The sequence below is a fragment of the Chryseobacterium sp. POE27 genome (assembly GCF_039727685.1).
Lineage (GTDB): Bacteria > Bacteroidota > Bacteroidia > Flavobacteriales > Weeksellaceae > Chryseobacterium.
The window spans coordinates 4339468-4361173 of record NZ_CP152475.1; the positions used below are offsets into that span (position 1 = coordinate 4339468).

The following is a 21706-nucleotide window of genomic DNA, read 5'->3' on the forward strand; positions in this document are numbered from 1 at the left end:
TGGCAAAATCCGGTTGTTGTGTATCCCAAAGATACGGACAAATGAAAGCAATTCACAACTAGTCGAATGAATCGTCGCCCTCAAATCCTGTTGTTGTGTATCCCAAAGATACGGACAAATGAAAGCAATTCACAACCGCCTTTCTTCGTTGGTATCGTCGTAATGAGTTGTTGTGTATCCCAAAGATACGGACAAATGAAAGCAATTCACAACCGATGTTATGACGCAGTTATTAAACGCAGTGTTGTTGTGTATCCCAAAGATACGGACAAATGAAAGCAATTCACAACGAGCAAAACAAGCGTGAAGGACGTGTCGACGTTGTTGTGTATCCCAAAGATACGGACAAATGAAAGCAATTCACAACATTGTTGTTTGATGTTGTAAAGATACAAACGTTGTTGTGTATCCCAAAGATACGGACAAATGAAAGCAATTCACAACTCTTGTTCAATAATTATTTCTATTTCTTTTGTTGTTGTGTATCCCAAAGATACGGACAAATGAAAGCAATTCACAACTATCTGGCGCGCCTTTCAAAAGTAAAAAGGGTTGTTGTGTATCCCAAAGATACGGACAAATGAAAGCAATTCACAACAGAGGCTGTATAAGGGGTTGCCCCTGATCCGTTGTTGTGTATCCCAAAGATACGGACAAATGAAAGCAATTCACAACAACATGGTGACGCGCCCAAGCTTCGACAGTGTTGTTGTGTATCCCAAAGATACGGACAAATGAAAGCAATTCACAACTAGGTTACGCGTGTGGAAATGTTCAAACATGTTGTTGTGTATCCCAAAGATACGGACAAATGAAAGCAATTCACAACATAAAGTGGTGGCCCTCGTACTCCGTAGCTGTTGTTGTGTATCCCAAAGATACGGACAAATGAAAGCAATTCACAACTTTTTGCGGCGTACGCTAACACGCCTTCTAGTTGTTGTGTATCCCAAAGATACGGACAAATGAAAGCAATTCACAACCCTCTGCCCATAGCTGCCCTACTACTTCATGTTGTTGTGTATCCCAAAGATACGGACAAATGAAAGCAATTCACAACACAACCCGTACTATTTAAACCTGACTTTAAGTTGTTGTGTATCCCAAAGATACGGACAAATGAAAGCAATTCACAACTGCTGCTGCTAGATCATCTACTAGAGGTAAGTTGTTGTGTATCCCAAAGATACGGACAAATGAAAGCAATTCACAACCAAAGACATGGGCAACAAAAAGCGAATAAAGTTGTTGTGTATCCCAAAGATACGGACAAATGAAAGCAATTCACAACAATATTGATCTCCTGTAAACTTTTAGGCGGGTTGTTGTGTATCCCAAAGATACGGACAAATGAAAGCAATTCACAACTAAGCCTTGCAAAGTTCCGCAAAACTTGGTGTTGTTGTGTATCCCAAAGATACGGACAAATGAAAGCAATTCACAACTACAATACCTCCCGGATATGAGCCCTCTTCGTTGTTGTGTATCCCAAAGATACGGACAAATGAAAGCAATTCACAACGGTCTGTTACAAATAAAATAGCGGGATGATGTTGTTGTGTATCCCAAAGATACGGACAAATGAAAGCAATTCACAACCGTTCTCATCATCAGTAGCCTGCATCTCGGGTTGTTGTGTATCCCAAAGATACGGACAAATGAAAGCAATTCACAACCCGGAGCACCAATCTTAAATTTTTTCGTCCGTTGTTGTGTATCCCAAAGATACGGACAAATGAAAGCAATTCACAACTACAATCATCAAACCACGCAACAATTGATGGTTGTTGTGTATCCCAAAGATACGGACAAATGAAAGCAATTCACAACCATTATATACTTATATTATTTTCTTTCTTTGTTGTTGTGTATCCCAAAGATACGGACAAATGAAAGCAATTCACAACTCAGACGGAAGCGTAAGAGTGATAAACTTTGTTGTTGTGTATCCCAAAGATACGGACAAATGAAAGCAATTCACAACGAAAACACGTTCAGGGGCTGCGGTCCGCACGTTGTTGTGTATCCCAAAGATACGGACAAATGAAAGCAATTCACAACTCAAACCATGGATACCATATATCCCACTTAGTTGTTGTGTATCCCAAAGATACGGACAAATGAAAGCAATTCACAACGCTTGACTCCAGATAGTGCCATCAAAAATTGTTGTTGTGTATCCCAAAGATACGGACAAATGAAAGCAATTCACAACTATGGCGGAATAAAACATTTCCTCCCGGAAGTTGTTGTGTATCCCAAAGATACGGACAAATGAAAGCAATTCACAACTCATTTGGGCAATGATTAATATTCTCAATTGTTGTTGTGTATCCCAAAGATACGGACAAATGAAAGCAATTCACAACGAGCCGCTGTAATAAGTTGTTATGGGTGAAGTTGTTGTGTATCCCAAAGATACGGACAAATGAAAGCAATTCACAACAAGAAGGAGTTATACAAGTAAGAAGAACAAGTTGTTGTGTATCCCAAAGATACGGACAAATGAAAGCAATTCACAACCGCGATCGGAAGTTCATCACAAAACGACAAGTTGTTGTGTATCCCAAAGATACGGACAAATGAAAGCAATTCACAACTCATTTGGGCAATGATTAATATTCTCAATTGTTGTTGTGTATCCCAAAGATACGGACAAATGAAAGCAATTCACAACGAGCCGCTGTAATAAGTTGTTATGGGTGAAGTTGTTGTGTATCCCAAAGATACGGACAAATGAAAGCAATTCACAACAAGAAGGAGTTATACAAGTAAGAAGAACAAGTTGTTGTGTATCCCAAAGATACGGACAAATGAAAGCAATTCACAACCGCGATCGGAAGTTCATCACAAAACGACAAGTTGTTGTGTATCCCAAAGATACGGACAAATGAAAGCAATTCACAACTTCGCGGTTTTTGTTGTGAAGTTTGACGCCGTTGTTGTGTATCCCAAAGATACGGACAAATGAAAGCAATTCACAACGGCTATAATCATGCGGATCTAAACCACCGGGTTGTTGTGTATCCCAAAGATACGGACAAATGAAAGCAATTCACAACGATGCAGATAGACATCCTTTGCAAAAAGGAGTTGTTGTGTATCCCAAAGATACGGACAAATGAAAGCAATTCACAACTGCAAGATACACCAACCTATCATAATTTTCGTTGTTGTGTATCCCAAAGATACGGACAAATGAAAGCAATTCACAACCCTAATGCTTTTGCCAATTCAAAAGCTTTCGTTGTTGTGTATCCCAAAGATACGGACAAATGAAAGCAATTCACAACAACGAAGGGTCGTTAGCGTAGCGCCAAACGGTTGTTGTGTATCCCAAAGATACGGACAAATGAAAGCAATTCACAACAGCGATAAAAATAAGCATATACGGCCTGCCGTTGTTGTGTATCCCAAAGATACGGACAAATGAAAGCAATTCACAACTGAAATACAAAAAGACAATATTAACTATTCGTTGTTGTGTATCCCAAAGATACGGACAAATGAAAGCAATTCACAACGAAAGGCTACAGCCATATATTTACCTGGGAGTTGTTGTGTATCCCAAAGATACGGACAAATGAAAGCAATTCACAACATCAGACAGGCTTTTTAGGTGTTCATACATGTTGTTGTGTATCCCAAAGATACGGACAAATGAAAGCAATTCACAACAATGAGTTCTATAGAGATCAAAACTTAGAGGTTGTTGTGTATCCCAAAGATACGGATAAATGAAAGCAATTCACAACTAGTTTACAGCCCGAACCGCTTTTTCCGGGGTTGTTGTGTATCCCAAAGATACGGATAAATGAAAGCAATTCACAACCCGTTGCTTAGGGTGATATGCAAATTAGATGTTGTTGTGTGTCCCAAAGATACGGAAATGATAATAATAAAAATCCAACCGTAGATTGAACTTTACGGTTGGATTTTTAATTCTTATAGCAAAATGCCAATATGCTTGTGAAAAGTTTAGGGCTTAACTGAATTTAATTTCCGCTTCAAAAACGTCTTCAAAATGTTTTCTGATCTTCGTTTTGATATCTTCCATTTCTTCGGGAGTCAGTTCCCTTTCCAGTTCTCTTTTCAGAGAAGTTACCTGTTTGTCTTTGATGCCGCAGGGAATGATGTATTCGAAATACCGCATATCGGTATTTACATTCAAAGCAAAGCCATGCAGCGTTACCCAACGGGAAGCTTTTACGCCCATTGCGCAGATTTTTCTCGCATACGGTTTCCCTACATCCAGCCATACTCCGGTTTCACCGGGAGAACGTTCTCCTTTTAGACCATATTCGGCGATGGTTCTGATGATGACTTCCTCCAGGTTTCTCATGTATTTATGAATGTCTGTGAAGAAATTCTCAAGATCCAGAACGGGATAACCGACAATTTGTCCGTAGCCGTGATAGGTGATGTCTCCGCCACGGTTTACCTTTACAAAAGTGGCGTCTATTTCTTTTAATTTATCAATTCCGGCAAGCATATTCTCTTCATGACCGCTTTTTCCGAGGGTGTAAACATGAGGATGCTCTACCAGTAAAAAATGGTTGGGAGTTATAATGTGCTGTTCGGCAGGAAGATCGCGGTTTTTGATTTTGAGGTCAATGATGTTTTTCATCAGAGACTCCTGATAATCCCAGGCCGATTGATATTCCCGGGTTCCTAAATCTTCAAATTCTACGACTTTATTCTGAATTGTATTCATATCATTTTTTGACTCCTCAAATTTAGTGATTTTTAAGCTTTAATGGAATGGATGAAATCTATAGCCTTCTTCTTCCAATCTCTATGATGCAGAAGGATATTGACAAATGCCGTTCCGATGATTCCGCCGTCAGCTTTTTCGGTAACATTGTTGAAATCTTCTTTAGATTTGATTCCGAAACCGATCATCACAGGATTTTTCAGTGGGAGAGAGGCTAATCTTGAAAGATACTCTTCATTTTTTAAAACAGCATTATCATTTCCTGTAGTGGAAGACGAACTTACGGCATATAGAAATCCCGAACTTAAAGAATCCAGGTATAAAATTCTTTCATCCGAAGTTTCAGGAGTTACCAGAAAGGTGAAATGTAAATTATATAGTTTTAAAATTTCACGGTAGTTTTTTTCGAATTCAACTGGTGGCAAATCAGGAATAATTAATCCCGAAACACCACTCTCCGAACATTCTCTGCAGAAGTTTTCAAATCCAAAACGTAAAACAGGATTGATATAACCCATCAAAATCACCGGAATTTTTATTTCATTTTTAATGGATTTTAACTGAGAGAAAAGTTTTTCAATCGTCATTCCGTTTTTGAGTGCCAGCTCGTGCGCCTCCTGAATGACAGGACCATCAGCAACAGGATCTGAATAGGGCATTCCGATCTCCATCATTTCTGCTCCGGAACTTTGTATTAATTTGATGATCTCGGTGGTATCTTCCAATTGTGGTATTCCAGCAGTGAAGTATATATTTAGTTTTTTTTGAGGCTGAATGCCTGAAGTTTGAGATGGGATGTTATTATTCATAAATTTGATTTAACAATTTATCTTTCTGGATGAGATTTTCGTCTTTGTAGGGAATGATTTATAAATGTTTCAAATAAGTTTCCATATCCTTATCACCACGGCCGCTCAGGCAGATGACAACGATGTCGTTTTCATTAAATTCTTTTTTATCTAAAACAGCCAAAGCGTGCGCACTTTCCAAAGCGGGAATAATGCCTTCAAGTTTTGTCAGCTCAAATGCTGATTGTAAGGCTTCCTCATCATTAATACTGAAGAATTCGGCTCTTTTTTCCTTAAAAAGATGGGCGTGAAAAGGTCCTATTCCCGGATAATCAAGTCCTGCGGAAATCGAATGCGGCTCAATGACCTGTCCGTCCTCCGTCTGCATGACCAGGCTTTTGCTTCCATGCAGAACGCCTAAGGTTCCGAGGAATGTAGTGGCCGCGGACTTTCCGGATGTAACGCCAAAACCTCCGGCTTCGGCCGCGATGATTTTAACTTCCTTTTCGTTGACAAAATGATAAAAAGCCCCTGCAGCATTACTTCCACCGCCAACGCATGCAATAATATAATCCGGATTTTCATTGCCGGTCTGTGTCAAAAGCTGCTCTTTAATTTCTCTTGAAATCACACTCTGAAATCTCGCCACCAGATCGGGAAATGGGTGAGGTCCGACAACACTTCCGATCACATAATGTGTCGTTACAGGATTGTTGATCCAGTCTCTTAAGGCTTCATTTACAGCATCTTTTAAGGTTTTTGAACCTGAAGTCGCCGGAATTACCCTGGCGCCAAGCATTTTCATTCTTGCCACATTAGGAGCCTGCCGCTGAATGTCGATTTCTCCCATATACACGATGCATTCCAGACCAAGTAAAGCACATGCTGTAGCCGTTGCAACGCCGTGCTGTCCCGCACCGGTTTCTGCTATAATTCTGGTCTTTCCAAGTCGTTTTGCCAATAAAACCTGTCCCAGAGCATTATTGATTTTATGCGCTCCGGTATGGTTGAGGTCTTCTCTTTTGAGGTATATTTTTGTTTTATATTTTTCACTTATATTTTTTGCAAAATAAAGCGGGGTTGCACGTCCAACATAATTTTTTAACAAATCCTGATATTCTCGCTGAAAGTCTTCAGATTCAATGATTTCAAGATAGTTTTTCTGGAGTTCTTCCACATTCGGATAAAGCATTTCGGGGATAAAAGCACCTCCGAATTCTCCGTAATATCCGAATTCATCTGGATTTCTATAATTCATATTTTGTTTTTTATCTATTAAAATTTTTAAATAATCTTCATGGATTAAGTCCCGAAGGGACGTTTTATATCAGGATTGGATACAATCCAATCACCTGTTAATCCCACAAGTATTTTTCATCATATTTCATTTTATGTTTTTTTAGAATCCCAATCAGTTCATCTTTATAATGAATCTGTTGATGATGTTGTCTTTGGTTTTGAATATAGTTTTTGATTGAAAATACATTTTCTTCAGTTACTGAAAACGCTCCGTAGCCATCCTGCCAGAAGAAATTCTCATATGCTTTACCTTTTGTTTTCATCCATTTTGATGAATATGCTTTAATTTCCTGAACTAATTTCATTAATGCAATTTTCTTCGAAAGCGAACAAAGAATATGAATATGATTATCTGTTCCTCCGATTTGTAAAACATTGCTTTCCAAATTTTTACATAAGGCTGTAATGTAGGAAAAGAGTTCATTTTCTATTTTTTCGTCTATGAAATCTTCTCTGTGCTTTGTGCTGAAAACAATGTGAACATAATTTTTTACCAATGATTGTGACATCTTTTGTGTTTTTATTAATTGTTGATATAAATCGGATTGACATCCGATTCTATTATAAATCGTCCCTTCGGGACTCTAGCTCATTCAATAGTTTTTTTAAACATTTTTATCCTTTTTACATCTTTGATTCCCGGTTCGGTTTCAAATTTTGAATTGATATCCAATGCGAATGGCTTTTGATGCAGCAAACTTATATTTTGAATATTTTCCTCTGAAATTCCGCCGCTCAGAAAATAGGGAAGGGGGATTTCAATTTCATTCAATAGATTCCAGTTAAAAGTTTTTCCTGTTCCCCCAAAGGCCTTTGAGTCGGTATCAAAAAGTAAATGATTAACTGCAGATGGCTGATCGTTGATGGTTTTTTGTAATTCATCCGGATTCTGATTTCCGATTCTTATGACTTTAATAATTCTGACTTCGGGATTTAATTGTTCTCTTAATGCAACAATGAAGTTTTCATTTTCGTCACCATGAAGCTGTATAAAATTCAGCTTTGCCGTTTCTGCTGTTTCAGTAATTTTCTCAATATTTTCATTCACAAAAACTCCGGTTTTGCCATTATGGTTTATCGTTGAAATTTGTTCCAAACTTAAATGATTGAGCACATATCTCGGTGATTTTTCATAGAAAATAAAGCCATAAAAATCAATTTTCATAGGAATTAATTCCTGAATTTGCTGTAATTGTGTCAGCCCGCAAACCTTGAGTTTTAGCTTATGGCTGTTTATTGAATGTTTCTTGTGATCTGTCATTGTTATCGTAATAAACTGTTACCCGGCTACATTTGAAATGAATTTTCTGAATTTATCTCCGGGATCTTCATTTTTCATAAAATATTCACCCATTAAAAATCCGTCAAAACCTTTTTCTTTCAGAAACCTGAAATCTTCCTCATTATAAATTCCACTTTCTGCAACGGAAAAAATATCTGATGGAAGCTGGTTTTTCAAATCAATGGAATGTTGTAAATCAACCTTGAAGTCTTTGAGATTCCTGTTGTTTATTCCTACAAAATCAATGTGCTTATTAATGTGTTTTAATTCTTCTTCGGAATGAATTTCCAGCAGAACCTCCAATCCAAGTTCATGCGAAAGTTCCGTAAATTCCTGAACCTGCTGAGGAGAAAGGCAGGCTGCAATTAGCAATATCACATCGGCTCCGATGGCTTTTGCTTCGTAAAACTGATATTTATCGATCATAAAATCCTTTCTCAGGATCGGGATATTGATATGATTTCTTACATTCAGAATATCTTCAAAACTTCCGCCGAAAAAATCCCGGTCCGTCAAAACAGAAATACCGCTTGCTCCGAAATTTTCATAGGCAGAAACGACTTCCACAGGCGAAACTTTATCATTGATGATGCCTTTTGAAGGTGATTTTCTTTTAAATTCTGCAATAATTCCGCTTTTGCCTTTTAAAGTTTGTTTTAAAGAAAAACTTTTTCTCCCAAAAAATTCGGAATCTTTCAGCTGCTGTACAGAGATCTTCGATTTTGAAAGAATAATCTCTTCTTTTTTTCTCTGAATGATTTTATCTAAAATATTCATGATCTTTTATCTTTAATTCAACAATAATTCCAGGCTTTTTTAATGCTTTTCCGGCAAACAGGCTTTCTTTGGCCATTAAGAGACAATCATCATAGCTGCCGAATTTATCGGTATGATACAAGGCAACTGCTGCATTGGCGAGAACGACAGAATTTTGTTGTTCCGTCCCTTTTCCGTGAAGAATATTCCTGAATATTTTTGCCGTTTCTAGCGGTGTATCAGCAGCTTTTATACTTTCATTTGTTACAGAATTGAAGCCTAAATCTTCCGGTGAATACACTTCCTCTCCTTTTTTAGTCATAATTTTGCTGTCGTGTGTCAGGCTGATCTCGTCATATCCGTCCATTCCGTGAACTAAAGTAAAGTGACGGTCATCTTTCTGGAGCAGATACTGATAAATCCTGGCAATCTCCAGATTGTACACGCCGATCATCGAAAACTGTGGTTTTGCGGGATTTACCAGAGGACCGAGCAGATTGAAAAAAGTCCTTAGACCCAAAGATTTCCGCAATGCTCCGACAGACTGAAGTGCGGGATGGAAATAAGGAGCATGTAAAAAGCAGATATTGGCTTTTTCAAGATCTTCCTGCAGCCTTTCAGAATTGTTTTTAAATTCATAGCCCACTTCTTCCAGCACATTGGATGAGCCGGTAATCGTTGAAGCTCCGTAATTTCCGTGTTTGGTAACTTTTTGCCCGGTTCCTGCCACTACAAAACTCGCCAGTGTTGAAATATTGATCGTATTTTTTCCGTCGCCGCCGGTTCCTACAATATCAATCGCATCCTTTGAGTCAATATTTACGGGAACTGTCATGTCCAGAAGTGCTTCGCGGAAGCCTTCCAGTTCTTTCAGGGTAATATTCCGCATCAGGAAAACACTTATGAAAGCTGTTACTTCTGTAGCATTAAATTTATTCTGAGCAATTTCAATCATGATCGCTTTTGCCTCAGATTTTGACAAAGTATAATGGTTGAAAAGATATTCAAGGATTTCTTTCATTGAATGAGGTTTTATGATGAATGGAAATTGGTATTGTTCTTAATGCAATAGAAAATTTTTAATAATAATTTCTCCCTGCGGCGTCAGAATACTTTCCGGGTGAAACTGTACCCCATGTACATCATACGTTTTATGTTGTAATGCCATGATCATTCCGTCTTTATCTACTGCCGTGATTTCCAGTTCTTCAGGAAAGTTTTCACGACTCACGACCCAGCTGTGGTATCTTCCGACTTCCAGCCCGCTTGAAAGATCTTTAAAAATTTTGGTGTTATTTCTCACTATATCCGCAGGAGTGGCAACCCCGTGAAAAATCTCTGAAAGGTTAATTAAGCTTCCTCCAAAAGCCTCTGCAATCGCCTGCTGACCGAGGCAAACGCCCAGAATGCTTTTCTTAGGTGCATATTCTTTAATTAAATCCAGTAAAATTCCTGCTTCTTCGGGAATTCCCGGTCCTGGAGAAAGAACAATTTTATCATATTGATCTATTTCTTTTAACGTGATCTGGTCGTTTTTTACCACATCTACTTTATTACCCAGAATTCTTTCGATAATCTGAACCAGATTGTAGGTGAAACTATCGTAATTGTCGAATACCAGGACTTTGGATGATAGTTGCTGGTTATTAGTTGATTGTTGTTGGTTGGTTGTTGGTATGGTATGTTTCATTTATTTTTTCATTTTGTTAATAATTCTCCACCAGCTTCTCTGCTTTCTCCACTGCTTTTTTCAATGCATTCAGCTTGTTGTTTACTTCCTGAAGTTCACTTTCCGGGTTTGATTTTGCAACCAATCCTGCGCCGGCCTGATAGTATAAAGTATTGTTTTTGCTCAAAAAAAGTCCGGATCATGATGGCTTGATTACAATCTCCGTTTAAACCGATCATTCCGATACAGCCACCGTAATAACCGCGGGAATCTTTTTCATAGGTATCGATTAATTGTAATGCTTTATGCTTTGGCGCTCCGCTTAAAGTGCCCTGAGGGAAAGTGGTGGCGACCATTTCAAAAGGATTTGTGTGTTCCTGTAAATCTGCGGTGACTTCACTTACCATGTGAATGACGTGGGAAAAAAGCTGAATTTCTTTCAATTTTGTGACCGTCACATTTTTTCCGAGCTTACTTAAGTCATTTCTCGCCAGATCGACGAGCATTGTGTGTTCTGCATTTTCTTTTTCGTCATTTTTTAAGGCTTCAATAGACTGCAGGTCGGTTTCAAGATGTCCCGTTCTTTTAAAAGTTCCGGCAATCGGATGAATGATGGCTTTGTTTTCTTTAATAATTAATTGACTTTCAGGACTTGATCCGAATAATTTGTAATTTCCGTAATCAAAGAAAAACAGGTAAGGTGAAGGATTGATATTCCTTAATGCTCTATAAACATTAAACTCATCACCTTTGAATTTCTGCTCGAATCTTCTGCTTAAAACCAACTGAAATACGTCGCCTCTCATGCAGTGTTTCTGTGCTGTTTTTACCAGTTCGATATATTCTTCATCGGTAATATTTGAAGTCTCCTCACCATTTTTTTCGAAAGGATAAATAACGGAATTATGGTTTCTGATTAAACTTTCCAAAAAATAGAGTTCAGATTTTACGCCTTCGATCTGATTTTCAATAATGTGCATTTCATCATTGTAGTGGTTTATGGCGATGACATACTGATACAAACGGTAACGAAGGATTGGAATCTCAACTTCAGGACTCTGCGCTTTAAAACTTAAGTTCTCAAAAAACTGAACCGCTTCAAAACTTGTATATCCGAAAAGGCTTTGCGCTGTTTTTTCAATCGGATCATCGGTCTTTTCGCATTCGAAAACATGAGAAAAGCTTTCTAAAATATCTGTGATTTTTTTCTCTGTAATCAATTGTTTTACAGGTTCCTGTCCGGGAAGTTTGATTTCAAATTCATGAAGGTTTTTAATCTCAATTCCGGCGACTGCATTAATGGCAATGAATGAAAAATTATTGTCAATATTCTTAGAATCAGAGCTTTCCAGTAGAATGGTGTCCCTGAACCTGTCGCGTACCTGAAGATAAATATTCATCGGAGTCCGGAGATCTCCCAGTGTTTTTTCAGAAACGGTTTTTATTTTTATTTTTTTACTGAACATTACAGTTTGTTTTTAATGATTTAAACAAAAAAAAGACTTCAACGGCATACGTCAAAGTCTTTATATTATATAATTTTAAATTAAAATCGCTGTATCATAATCAACAACACGACAATAACTTCAGACCCGACGAAGAGCTTGAAAGCCACCACCAATTATTGTTGCTGATATTAAACATGCCACAAATGTATATATTTTTTTCAATACAAAAAATGAAAACGAAAAATTTAATTCTATTTTAATTGACCTGACAATCAGAAAATATCTTTAAAATGAATATTTATCATGATTTTAAAACTTTATTTTTTATATTTTTGCTTAATAATTTTATAGAGAAAAATGAAAAAAGTATTAGCAATCGCATTTATCGGAGGTTTATTAGTGGCTAACTGTTCAAAAAAGCCGGATCATGACTTACAAGACAGCAACACGATGTTACCCGAGCCGGATGCACCAACTGTAGTAGATTCAAGCGCAACAACAAGAGATACGCCGGAAGCTGATGTGAATGCTGCCGTATCGGTTCCTGCAAAAGATGCAAAAGCAGATACGCTTACCAAATAATGAAGAAATTATTTTTGACAGGAATTTTTAGCCTGCTGATATTTTCCTGTTCTAAAAAAGAAGGGACAACGGTCGATACGGCATCTTCTGAAAAAATAACTGCCGAAGAATCTGCTAAGACCAATCTTTCAGGGGAACAGCTGATCGAAAGACTGGATTGCTCCGGTTGCCATTCGGTAAGCGAAAAAATGATAGGACCCTCTTACCAGGAAATTGCAGGTAAATATTCTGATAAAGATATTGAACTCTTGGCTTCAAAAATTATAGAAGGTGGAAGCGGTGTCTGGGGAAATGTTCCGATGACTCCTCATACACAGGTGTCGAAAGATGAAGCTAAAAAAATGGTAGAATATATTCTAAGACAGAAAAAATAAAATGTCTGCCGAAAAATCCAGTCTGCATACAAGAAATCTGCATCGTGATCCTTATGATTTTGATCGGCTTGTTTCTTGTGTACCAGAACTGAAACAATATGTGTTTACCAATTCTTATCAAACGGTAACCATAAACTTCAGTATTCCCAAAGCTGTAAAACTGCTTAACAAGGCTTTATTAGAAAGTTTTTATAACGTTAAAAACTGGGATATTCCTGAGAATAATCTTTGTCCTCCAATTCCCGGCAGGGCAGATTATGTTCATTACATTGCTGATGTATTGGCTGAACGGCAGGGAGAAATTCCGACAGGCGTAAAAATCAAGGGGTTGGATATTGGTGTCGGCGCAAATCTTGTGTATCCTTTAATAGCGCATCAATCTTACGGTTGGGAGATGTTGGGAACGGATATTAATGAAGATTCTTTAAAGAATGCCCAACAGATTTTAGAGCATAATCCGGAGTTGTTATCTGGAATTCATTTAAAGCAGCAGTCTCACCCTGAATGTATATTTAAAAATATTATTCAACCTGAAGATCGTTTTACATTCTCGATGTGTAATCCGCCTTTTCATGATTCTGAAGAGTCTGCCATAAAAGGAAATCTCAGAAAAACAAGAAATCTCAACAAATCAAAAATCAGCAAACCTTTACTTAATTTTAGCGGACAGCAATCTGAACTTTGGTTTGAGGGCGGCGAATTGGCTTTTATCACAAAAATGATTCATGAAAGCTGTTTGTATAAGTCTCAGGTTCTTTGGTTTACATGCTTAGTTTCAAAAAAGGAGAACCTGTATAAGTTAACGACACTTCTGAAAAAAGTGAAGGCAATAGAATTCAAAACAATTGATATGGCTCAGGGACAGAAAGTAAGCAGAATGTTAGCCTGGACGTTCATTCCTCAACAAAATCGCACTGATTGGTTCTGATAAAATTTAGATTAAAATTTTTAAGCTGAATTAATTTTAACGGAAATAAATTATATTTCTGGAAAAAGTCGTTGACCATCATTTTAAAAATCACTAATTTTGCACGTTATTTTAAATAAATACAATGCAATTATCAGAACAAGAAATCATTAGACGAGAAAAGCTGAACAAGCTTGTTGAAATGGGAATCAATGCGTTCCCTGCAGATGAATATGTAATTACAGATACTACAGAATCTATAAAACAGGATTTCGCTGATAATAAACAGGTTAAGATTGCAGGAAGATTAATGTCCAGAAGAATCCAGGGGAAAGCTTCTTTTGCTGAACTGCAGGATTCTACAGGAAGAATTCAGGTATATTTCAACAGGGATGAAATCTGTACCGGTGAAGATAAAACGTTATATAACGAAGTCTACAAGCATCTTTTAGATATCGGAGATATTATTGGTGTTGAAGGAGAATTATTCACCACTCAGGTCGGTGAAAAGACGGTTTTGGTAAAGAATTTTACCCTTTTAACAAAGGCTTTAAGACCGTTGCCTCAGGCTAAAACAGATGAAAACGGAGTAGTACATGACGCTTTCAACGATCCTGAAATGAGATACAGACAGCGTTATGTAGATTTAACGGTAAATCCTCAGGTGAAAGAAGTTTTCGTGAAGAGAACAAAGCTGTTCAATGCCATGAGAACTTTCTTCAATGATGCCGGATATTTTGAAGTGGAAACTCCTATTTTACAGTCGATTCCTGGCGGTGCGGCAGCAAGGCCTTTTATCACCCATCATAATGCTTTGGATATTCCTTTATATTTAAGAATTGCCAACGAATTGTATCTGAAAAGATTGATCGTAGGTGGTTTTGACGGTGTTTATGAATTCTCAAAAAACTTCAGAAATGAAGGAATGGACAGAACACACAATCCGGAATTTACAGCGATGGAGATCTATGTAGCCTATAAAGACTACAACTGGATGATGGATTTCACGGAAAAATTATTGGAATTCTGTGCCATTCAGGTAAACGGAACCAGCAAAGCTACTTTCGGGGAATATGAAGTGGATTTCAAAGCGCCTTATGAAAGAATTTCCATGACGGATGCTATCCTGAAATTCACAGGTTTTGATATCACAGGGAAAACAGAACAGGAATTGTTCGACTTTGCAAAATCTATTGGTATTGATGTCAATGAAACAATGGGTAAAGGAAAACTGATTGATGAAATTTTCGGTGAAAAGTGTGAAGGAAATTTTATCCAGCCTACTTTTATTACCGATTATCCTATCGAAATGTCTCCTCTGACCAAAAAGCACAGAACTAAAGAAGGACTTACAGAACGTTTTGAATTAATGGTTTGCGGTAAAGAAATTGCCAATGCTTATTCTGAGCTAAACGATCCGATTGATCAGAGGGAACGATTCGAAGATCAGCTGAAATTATCTGAAAAAGGGGATGATGAAGCAGGTCAGTTTATCGATGAAGATTTCTTAAGAGCCTTGGAATACGGTATGCCACCAACTTCAGGTTTAGGAATCGGTATGGACAGATTGATTATGTTCTTGACGAATAATGCATCCATTCAGGAAGTATTGTTCTTCCCGCAAATGAAGCCTGAAAAAGTGACTCCGCAGATCGAATTGGGAGAAGATGAAAAAGTAATTCTTGAAATTTTGAATTCCCAGGAAGAGCCGTTTTCATTAGCTGAAGTGAAAGAAAGAAGTCAGCTTTCCGGTAAAAAATGGGATAAAGCGTCAAAAACTTTGACTAAAAATAATTTGGTGAAAGTAGAGAAGACGGATGAAAATATTTTGATGAAACTGGTTTAAGTTTATCAATTCATATAATTTTGGTTCGGGCGGAAGCGAAGCTTCCGCCAGAACCTTTTTAATATTACAAACTATTTTTGCCGATTTTACGTTCTCTCAAAAACTTTAAAGTGAAAATTCTTGTATTGCTGCTTTTTTGTTGTATAAGTTGTAAAGCACAAATGCTAACCTCTGTCTATTTCGAGTATGACAGCTACAAGCTTACTAAAGATTCTCAACGAAAATTAGACAGTTTATCACAATTAAAAAGCAACTTAAAATTTAAAATTTTGGGGAATTGTGATGTTTCCGGAAGTTCGGAATACAATAAGAAATTATCTGAAAACCGAGCCAATGCGGTGGGTAAATATTTACAGTCAAAAATTAAAAATAATATTAACCTTGAAAGCGTAACCGGTCTGGGAAAAGAAAAACAAATTAATGACAACAGTACAGAAGAATTACGCAAAAAAAACAGGAGAGTAGATATCTTTATTGATAGAGTTATGGCAAAAGGAGAGATAAGGTCAGGCAAAACATTCGAAAGCTTCTTTAGCCGCAGGATTTATGAAATGAAAGTAAAGGATACATTCTCTTTGCCGGGCGTTAATTTTATCGGAGGTCGCCACATCTGGCTTCCAAAAGGGAATAAAGTTTTGGCAAAACTTGCTGATGTTTTGAAAAATAATCCATCGTTAGAGCTTGAGCTACAAGGACATATTTGCTGTGATTATGATAATTTTGATGGGGAAGATCTTGATCTGAAAACGTTCAACCTTTCATTTACAAGAGCAAATGCCATCAAGGAATTTCTTGAAAAACAGGGAATAAAATCCGAGCGAATAAAAGCTACCGGAATGGGGCATCTTAATCCTGTCGCATATCCTGAACGCACAGAAGAAGATTTTGTTAAAAACAGAAGAGTTGAAATTGTTTTGCTTAAAAAGTGATAAAGTTTCGGGCGGAAGCGAAGCTTCCGCCCGAAACTCATTAATATTATTCATATTATAATATTTCTATCCCTTCTTCCATTTCCGAAGCTGCGTTCTGAAGCTTTTGAACGGTGCGACAGTATTGATATGAATCCATTTCCAGACAGGCCATTTTGCCGGTGTTGTTGCCCATTTCCTTTTTTCAGGAAGAAATAATACGTCGTCGTCGAGATTTTCTATCCATTCTACAATTTCTTTTACCTGATCAGATAATATTTTACGTTGCTCTTGGAGGCTGTATGAGCCGTAAGATTTATAAAAGGACTGGTAAAGCTCTTTCAGGTTGTTCCATTTGTATTCAGGAGCCGGAGTTTTTACATCAATGCCTTTTAACTCATCTGATTCCCAGCCTAAAAGCAAACCAGTCCATCCGATCTGATAAGATAAGTTCTGCGAAGGGGTTTTGTCAACATTTACTTTAAGCAAATCTTTTTCATGCTCATGAATATCATCAAACTCCTGATCATAAAGAATATATGCTTTTTGTATTGATGCTGTAAGCTCTTTTTTTACTTGAATATTCCTGCATTTCCGAACTTGTTAAGTTATTATTTCCTTAGCTTACTGAATGATGCCATCAGATAAAACAAAAAGGGTAAAATAAATATACAGCCCAGCATTAATGCCCATCCCAAAGCAGAAATGGTTTTCGGAGCAGCAACGTGTTCAAGTAAAGAAAGGTGCTGTCCGTTTCCGAAAAGAATAATATTCGGGTTATGTTGATAGGTTGCGGCAACCAGAATCATAATCACCTGGAATCCTGCTAAAGCTCTTACAGGAAGGAGCTTTTGCCTATTCATAGCCCTTAGAATTAATATAAGACAAATCGTTGCAAAAACAGTTGCCATAATACCTAAAGGTTTTGAAAACACCCATATAATTAAAGGAATATCAGAAAGATAAGCGGTCAGGAAAACCAATATGCCTGTAATCACTACAAAAATCATGGTCTGTTTTGATTTTCTGATCATTAAACTTAATTCCATTCGGTCAGCTGTTTCTCTCAAAGCAAAAATGGAAGCCAGATAGGCACAGATCGCAATGGTGAAGAGTCCGACAGCAACCCCAAACCAATTCAGCCAGCTGAAAATATATAAATCTAAAAACCCTTTAGCATCAGGATTAATAGAATGTGAAATTGTGGCAGCTGCAATTAATCCTAAGAAAAAAGGCGTCAGAAGACTCGAAAAATAAAAGATCTGTGCATATACATTTTGCCAGTCATCTTTCACAGCATCATAATGCCTGAACGTAAATGCGGTTCCTCTTGCTATAATTCCGATAAGCATTAAAACCAAAGGAATGTGGAGATACGTTGATAGTGTAGTGTAAATCTCCGGAAAGCCTACAAAAAGAATAACGATGGCAATAATCAGCCACATATGGTTGGCTTCCCAGACCGGCGCTATCGATTCGTACATGATGGCCTTTGTTTTAGAGCGGTTCTTTTTTCTGGTAAAAAGTTCTACAATTCCGGCTCCGAAATCTGCTCCGCCCAAAATCACATAAAGGCATATCGACAGCCAGAGAAAACCTATGACTACATATATCATAATTTTTTTTGTTTATCGTTAAACTGAGGATCGGTAGGATCGTAAAGCTTCGGAACCATTTTGATCTGTCTTGTCAGAAGAAAGATAATGACAAAAGATAGCGAAACGAAAACCGCCGTAAAGAAATAGAAAGAATACTGTATTCCCGGCATCGGCGTTACCGCGTCTACTGTTCTCATGATTCCGTAGATGATCCAGGGTTGTCTGCCTACTTCAGTTACTGTCCAGCCTGCTTCCAGTGCGATATATCCGAAAGGTGTGGCAACTAAGAATGTTTTCAGCAGCCAGTTTTTCTTCAACCATTCCTTTTTAAAAAACACGGCATACAAATAAATAATTCCTATAATTATCATGATAACACCAAAGAAAATCATAATCTGAAAAGCAAAGTGAACAACTATCACGGGAGGCCATTCATCTCTTGGAAAATCATTCAGTCCTTTTACTTCAGCGTTAAAATCATTACTTACCAGAAAGCTTAGAACCTTCGGGATTTTCACGGCATATTTTATTTCTCCTTTCTGTTCATCCGGAATGCCGCCAATCACAAAAGCGGCGCCTTTTTCTGTTTTAAAATGAGCTTCCATAGCGGCTAATTTTATGGGCTGTCTTTCTGCTACGGATTTGGCCGCAACATCACCACTTAAAGGTGCTCCAAATGCTCCGATCAAAGCAAATCCGGCAGCAATTTTGAAGGCTTTGGTATGAAATTCAATATTTTTTTTCCGTATAATCATATACGCATGAACACCGGCAACAGCAAACCCTGTCGCGCAAAAAGCTGCAACCGTCATGTGCAGTGCCTGGGGAAACCATGCGTCATTGAACATTGCTCTTATGGGATCTATATTTAAATACTGTCCGTTTACATAATCAAAACCCGCCGGTGAATTCATCCAGGCGTTCGCAGCAACCACAAGGATACCGGACACCAGTCCGCTTACCCCCACCAGGAACCCGCAAAACCAATGGAACCATTTATTAAACCGGTCCCAGCCATACAGAAAAAATCCTATCGCAATGGCTTCAATAAAAAAGGCTGTTCCTTCCAGAGAAAAAGGCATCCCGAAAATAGGGCCGGCATGCTTCATGAATTGTGGCCAGAGAAGTCCAAGCTCAAAAGAAAGCATCGTACCGGAAACGGCACCGGTTGCAAAAAGTATGGCAACACCTTTACTCCATGCTTTGGTAAGCCCTTTATAGATTTCATCATTTGTTTTTAAATATTTCCAGTGCGCAAATGCCATCAGAAAAGGCATTACCATGCCGACACATGAAAAAATAATATGAAAACCGAGGGACATTGCCATTTGGGCGCGGGCTGCAAGAAAGTCGTCCATAATCATCAATTTTTGAATTAATAAATTTACGCATAAATTAGAGATATAAAGCATGATTTACGACAGTAATAGTTTGAAAAATAGGTTTTAACTTTAATCCCTTTAAAATAAATTACCCCTTATTTCTGTGGAAAAGACAATACGTTTTTGATGTATTTTAACTTTCATACCTCGAAAAAAATCACGATATTTGTGGGTCTTTGCATATAGCAGGATTTTTAATATTTTATATGAGTCAGAAACAATATACAGCTAGTAGTATTCAGGCATTGGAAGGGATGGAACACGTTCGTATGCGTCCTTCAATGTACATTGGTGATGTGGGAGTGAGAGGTCTCCATCATTTGGTTTATGAAGTAGTGGATAATTCTATTGACGAGGCTTTGGCAGGATACTGCGATACAATCTTCGTTGCCATTAAAGAGGGAAACGGAATTGAAGTAAGTGATAACGGTAGAGGTATTCCGGTAGATTTTCATGAAAAAGAACAAAAATCTGCTCTTGAGGTTGTAATGACAAAAATCGGGGCCGGAGGGAAATTCGACAAAGATTCTTACAAGGTTTCGGGAGGTCTGCATGGAGTGGGGGTATCGTGTGTGAATGCACTTTCTAATGAAATGGTAACCACCGTTTACAGAGACGGAAACGTTTATCAGCAGATATATTCCAGAGGAAAGGCGCAGACAGGGGTTGAAGAAATCGGCCACAGTGACCAGAGAGGGACCAAACAGTTTTTCCAGCCGGATGATTCTATCTTTACAGAGCTGGTGTACAACTATGATACTTTGGCAAGCCGTTTAAGAGAGCTTTCTTATCTTAATAAAGGAATTACCATTACATTAACGGATGAAAGAGAAACGTTGGAAGACGGATCTTTCAGAACTGAAGTTTTCCATTCTGAAGGAGGGTTAAGGGAATTTGTTGCTTATATCGACGGAAACCGTGAATCCATCATGGAGAATGTGATCTTCATGGAGGGTGAAAGAGATGATATTCCGGTGGAGGTAGCCATGCGTTACAATACATCATTTACCGAAAATCTTCACTCGTATGTTAATAATATCAATACGCACGAAGGAGGTACTCACCTGGCAGGTTTCAGACGTGCTTTAACGAGAACTCTTAAGAAATATGCGGATGATCTGGGTATTCCTCAAAAGGAAAAAGTAGAGGTTACTGGAGATGATTTCCGTGAAGGATTAACAGCAGTAATCTCCGTAAAAGTAATGGAACCTCAGTTTGAAGGACAGACTAAAACAAAACTGGGGAACTCTGAAGTTTCCGGTGCTGTAGACAAGATTGTGGGTGAAATGCTGACCAACTTTTTGGAAGAAAATCCCAATGAAGCAAAAATCATCGTTCAAAAGGTAGTTTTAGCGGCAAAAGCAAGACAGGCTGCAAAAAAAGCCCGTGAAATGGTTCAGAGAAAATCCCCAATGGGAGGTTCCGGCCTTCCCGGTAAATTGTCTGACTGTTCTTCAAAAGATCCTGCAGAATCAGAAATATTCCTGGTAGAGGGAGATTCCGCGGGTGGAACAGCGAAGCAGGGACGTGACCGTTTCTTCCAGGCTATTCTTCCGTTAAGAGGTAAGATCCTGAATGTAGAAAAATCAATGCTTCATAAAGTCTATGATAATGAAGAGATTAAAAATATTTATACTGCTCTCGGGGTTTCAGTAGGAACAGAAGAAGACAGTAAAGCGTTGAATATGGCGAAGTTAAGATACCATAAAATTGTTATCATGACCGATGCCGATATCGATGGATCTCACATTTCTACGTTGATCCTAACCTTCTTCTTCAGATATATGAAGGAACTGATTGAGAACGGTTATATTTATATCGCTCAGCCACCTTTATATTTATTGAAAAAAGGCAACAAAAAGGTATATGCCTACAACGAAAAGGAACGTGAAGAATTTACATTGGAAATCTCTCCGGACGGAAAAGGTGTAGAAGTACAGCGTTATAAAGGTCTTGGGGAGATGAATCCTGAGCAGCTTTGGGAAACTACCCTTAATCCTGAAAACCGAATTCTTAAGCAGGTAACTATTGACAACGCTGTGGAAGCAGACAGTGTTTTCTCCATGTTGATGGGTGATGAAGTGCCTCCGAGAAGAGAATTTATCGAAAAGAATGCCAAATATGCAAAAATTGATGCATAGTTAGCACTTACT

Annotated in this window: 17 protein-coding genes, 1 pseudogene and 1 CRISPR repeat array; of the genes and pseudogenes, 6 read left to right on the forward strand and 12 right to left on the reverse strand. The window is 38.0% G+C overall.

Annotated elements, in window-relative coordinates:
• Window positions 1-89 precede the first annotated feature (89 nt).
• A CRISPR array of direct repeats spans window positions 90-3832; the repeat unit is 47 nt; unit sequence GTTGTTGTGTATCCCAAAGATACGGACAAATGAAAGCAATTCACAAC.
• 153 nt (window positions 3833-3985) lie between these two features.
• The 9 genes and pseudogenes from lipB to AAHI02_RS20865 all read right to left on the reverse strand — a co-directional run bounded on the left by lipB (window position 3986) and on the right by AAHI02_RS20865 (window position 11974).
• Entirely contained in the window at window positions 3986-4714 is a 729-nt protein-coding gene (gene lipB / locus AAHI02_RS20825; protein ID WP_346984800.1) for a lipoyl(octanoyl) transferase LipB, read from the reverse strand.
• Between the two features lie 32 nt (window positions 4715-4746).
• Complete coding sequence (trpA, locus tag AAHI02_RS20830; RefSeq protein ID WP_346984801.1) at window positions 4747-5523, reverse strand: tryptophan synthase subunit alpha; 777 nt, start codon at window positions 5521-5523, stop codon at window positions 4747-4749.
• Window positions 5524-5581: 58 nt separating this feature from the next.
• Window positions 5582-6760, reverse strand: a complete 1179-nt coding sequence (trpB, locus tag AAHI02_RS20835) for a tryptophan synthase subunit beta (RefSeq protein WP_346984802.1) — start codon at window positions 6758-6760, stop codon at window positions 5582-5584.
• Between the two features lie 97 nt (window positions 6761-6857).
• Window positions 6858-7310, reverse strand: coding sequence for an IS200/IS605 family transposase (tnpA, locus tag AAHI02_RS20840; protein ID WP_346984803.1), 453 nt, complete (start codon window positions 7308-7310; stop codon window positions 6858-6860).
• A gap of 80 nt (window positions 7311-7390) precedes the next feature.
• On the reverse strand, window positions 7391-8062 hold the full coding sequence (locus AAHI02_RS20845) for a phosphoribosylanthranilate isomerase (protein WP_346984804.1): 672 nt from the start codon (window positions 8060-8062) through the stop codon (window positions 7391-7393).
• Window positions 8063-8080: 18 nt separating this feature from the next.
• On the reverse strand, window positions 8081-8860 hold the full coding sequence (gene trpC, locus AAHI02_RS20850; RefSeq protein WP_346984805.1) for an indole-3-glycerol phosphate synthase TrpC: 780 nt from the start codon (window positions 8858-8860) through the stop codon (window positions 8081-8083).
• Window positions 8844-9860, reverse strand: a complete 1017-nt coding sequence (gene trpD, locus AAHI02_RS20855) for an anthranilate phosphoribosyltransferase (RefSeq protein WP_346984806.1) — start codon at window positions 9858-9860, stop codon at window positions 8844-8846. The genes trpC and trpD overlap by 17 nt, the downstream gene beginning before the upstream one ends.
• 39 nt (window positions 9861-9899) lie before the next feature.
• Window positions 9900-10529: an aminodeoxychorismate/anthranilate synthase component II gene (locus AAHI02_RS20860; RefSeq protein WP_346984807.1), complete on the reverse strand. Its 630-nt coding sequence runs from the start codon at window positions 10527-10529 to the stop codon at window positions 9900-9902.
• Between the two features lie 16 nt (window positions 10530-10545).
• Window positions 10546-11974: pseudogene (locus AAHI02_RS20865) on the reverse strand (anthranilate synthase component I family protein).
• Between the two features lie 339 nt (window positions 11975-12313).
• Here AAHI02_RS20865 and AAHI02_RS20870 point away from each other — a divergent pair.
• The 5 genes from AAHI02_RS20870 to AAHI02_RS20890 all read left to right on the forward strand — a co-directional run bounded on the left by AAHI02_RS20870 (window position 12314) and on the right by AAHI02_RS20890 (window position 16594).
• Window positions 12314-12538, forward strand: coding sequence for a hypothetical protein (locus tag AAHI02_RS20870; protein ID WP_346984808.1), 225 nt, complete (start codon window positions 12314-12316; stop codon window positions 12536-12538).
• Window positions 12538-12912 carry a c-type cytochrome gene (locus AAHI02_RS20875; RefSeq protein ID WP_346984809.1) on the forward strand — a complete coding sequence of 125 codons (375 nt, stop codon included), beginning with the start codon at window positions 12538-12540 and terminating at the stop codon, window positions 12910-12912. The genes AAHI02_RS20870 and AAHI02_RS20875 overlap by 1 nt, the downstream gene beginning before the upstream one ends.
• 1 nt (window position 12913) lies before the next feature.
• Complete coding sequence (gene rlmF / locus AAHI02_RS20880; RefSeq protein WP_346984810.1) at window positions 12914-13840, forward strand: 23S rRNA (adenine(1618)-N(6))-methyltransferase RlmF; 927 nt, start codon at window positions 12914-12916, stop codon at window positions 13838-13840.
• 124 nt (window positions 13841-13964) lie between these two features.
• Window positions 13965-15665, forward strand: coding sequence for a lysine--tRNA ligase (gene lysS / locus AAHI02_RS20885; RefSeq protein WP_346984811.1), 1701 nt, complete (start codon window positions 13965-13967; stop codon window positions 15663-15665).
• A 161-nt stretch (window positions 15666-15826) separates the two neighbouring features.
• Window positions 15827-16594: an OmpA family protein gene (locus tag AAHI02_RS20890; protein WP_346984812.1), complete on the forward strand. Its 768-nt coding sequence runs from the start codon at window positions 15827-15829 to the stop codon at window positions 16592-16594.
• 66 nt (window positions 16595-16660) lie between these two features.
• On the opposite strand, the gene AAHI02_RS20895 is transcribed toward AAHI02_RS20890, so the two are convergent.
• The 3 genes from AAHI02_RS20895 to AAHI02_RS20905 are packed head-to-tail and all read right to left on the reverse strand — an operon-like array spanning window position 16661 to window position 19529.
• Window positions 16661-17155, reverse strand: a complete 495-nt coding sequence (locus AAHI02_RS20895; protein ID WP_346986648.1) for a ClbS/DfsB family four-helix bundle protein — start codon at window positions 17153-17155, stop codon at window positions 16661-16663.
• Window positions 17156-17184: 29 nt separating this feature from the next.
• A complete protein-coding gene (locus tag AAHI02_RS20900; RefSeq protein WP_346984813.1) occupies window positions 17185-18189 on the reverse strand; it encodes a cytochrome d ubiquinol oxidase subunit II in 1005 nt (334 codons plus the stop codon).
• A complete protein-coding gene (locus AAHI02_RS20905) occupies window positions 18186-19529 on the reverse strand; it encodes a cytochrome ubiquinol oxidase subunit I (protein ID WP_346984814.1) in 1344 nt (447 codons plus the stop codon). The genes AAHI02_RS20900 and AAHI02_RS20905 overlap by 4 nt, the downstream gene beginning before the upstream one ends.
• A gap of 230 nt (window positions 19530-19759) precedes the next feature.
• On the opposite strand from AAHI02_RS20905, the gene gyrB reads away from it, so the two are divergent.
• On the forward strand, window positions 19760-21694 hold the full coding sequence (gyrB, locus tag AAHI02_RS20910) for a DNA topoisomerase (ATP-hydrolyzing) subunit B (protein WP_346984815.1): 1935 nt from the start codon (window positions 19760-19762) through the stop codon (window positions 21692-21694).
• Window positions 21695-21706: the final 12 nt, after the last annotated feature.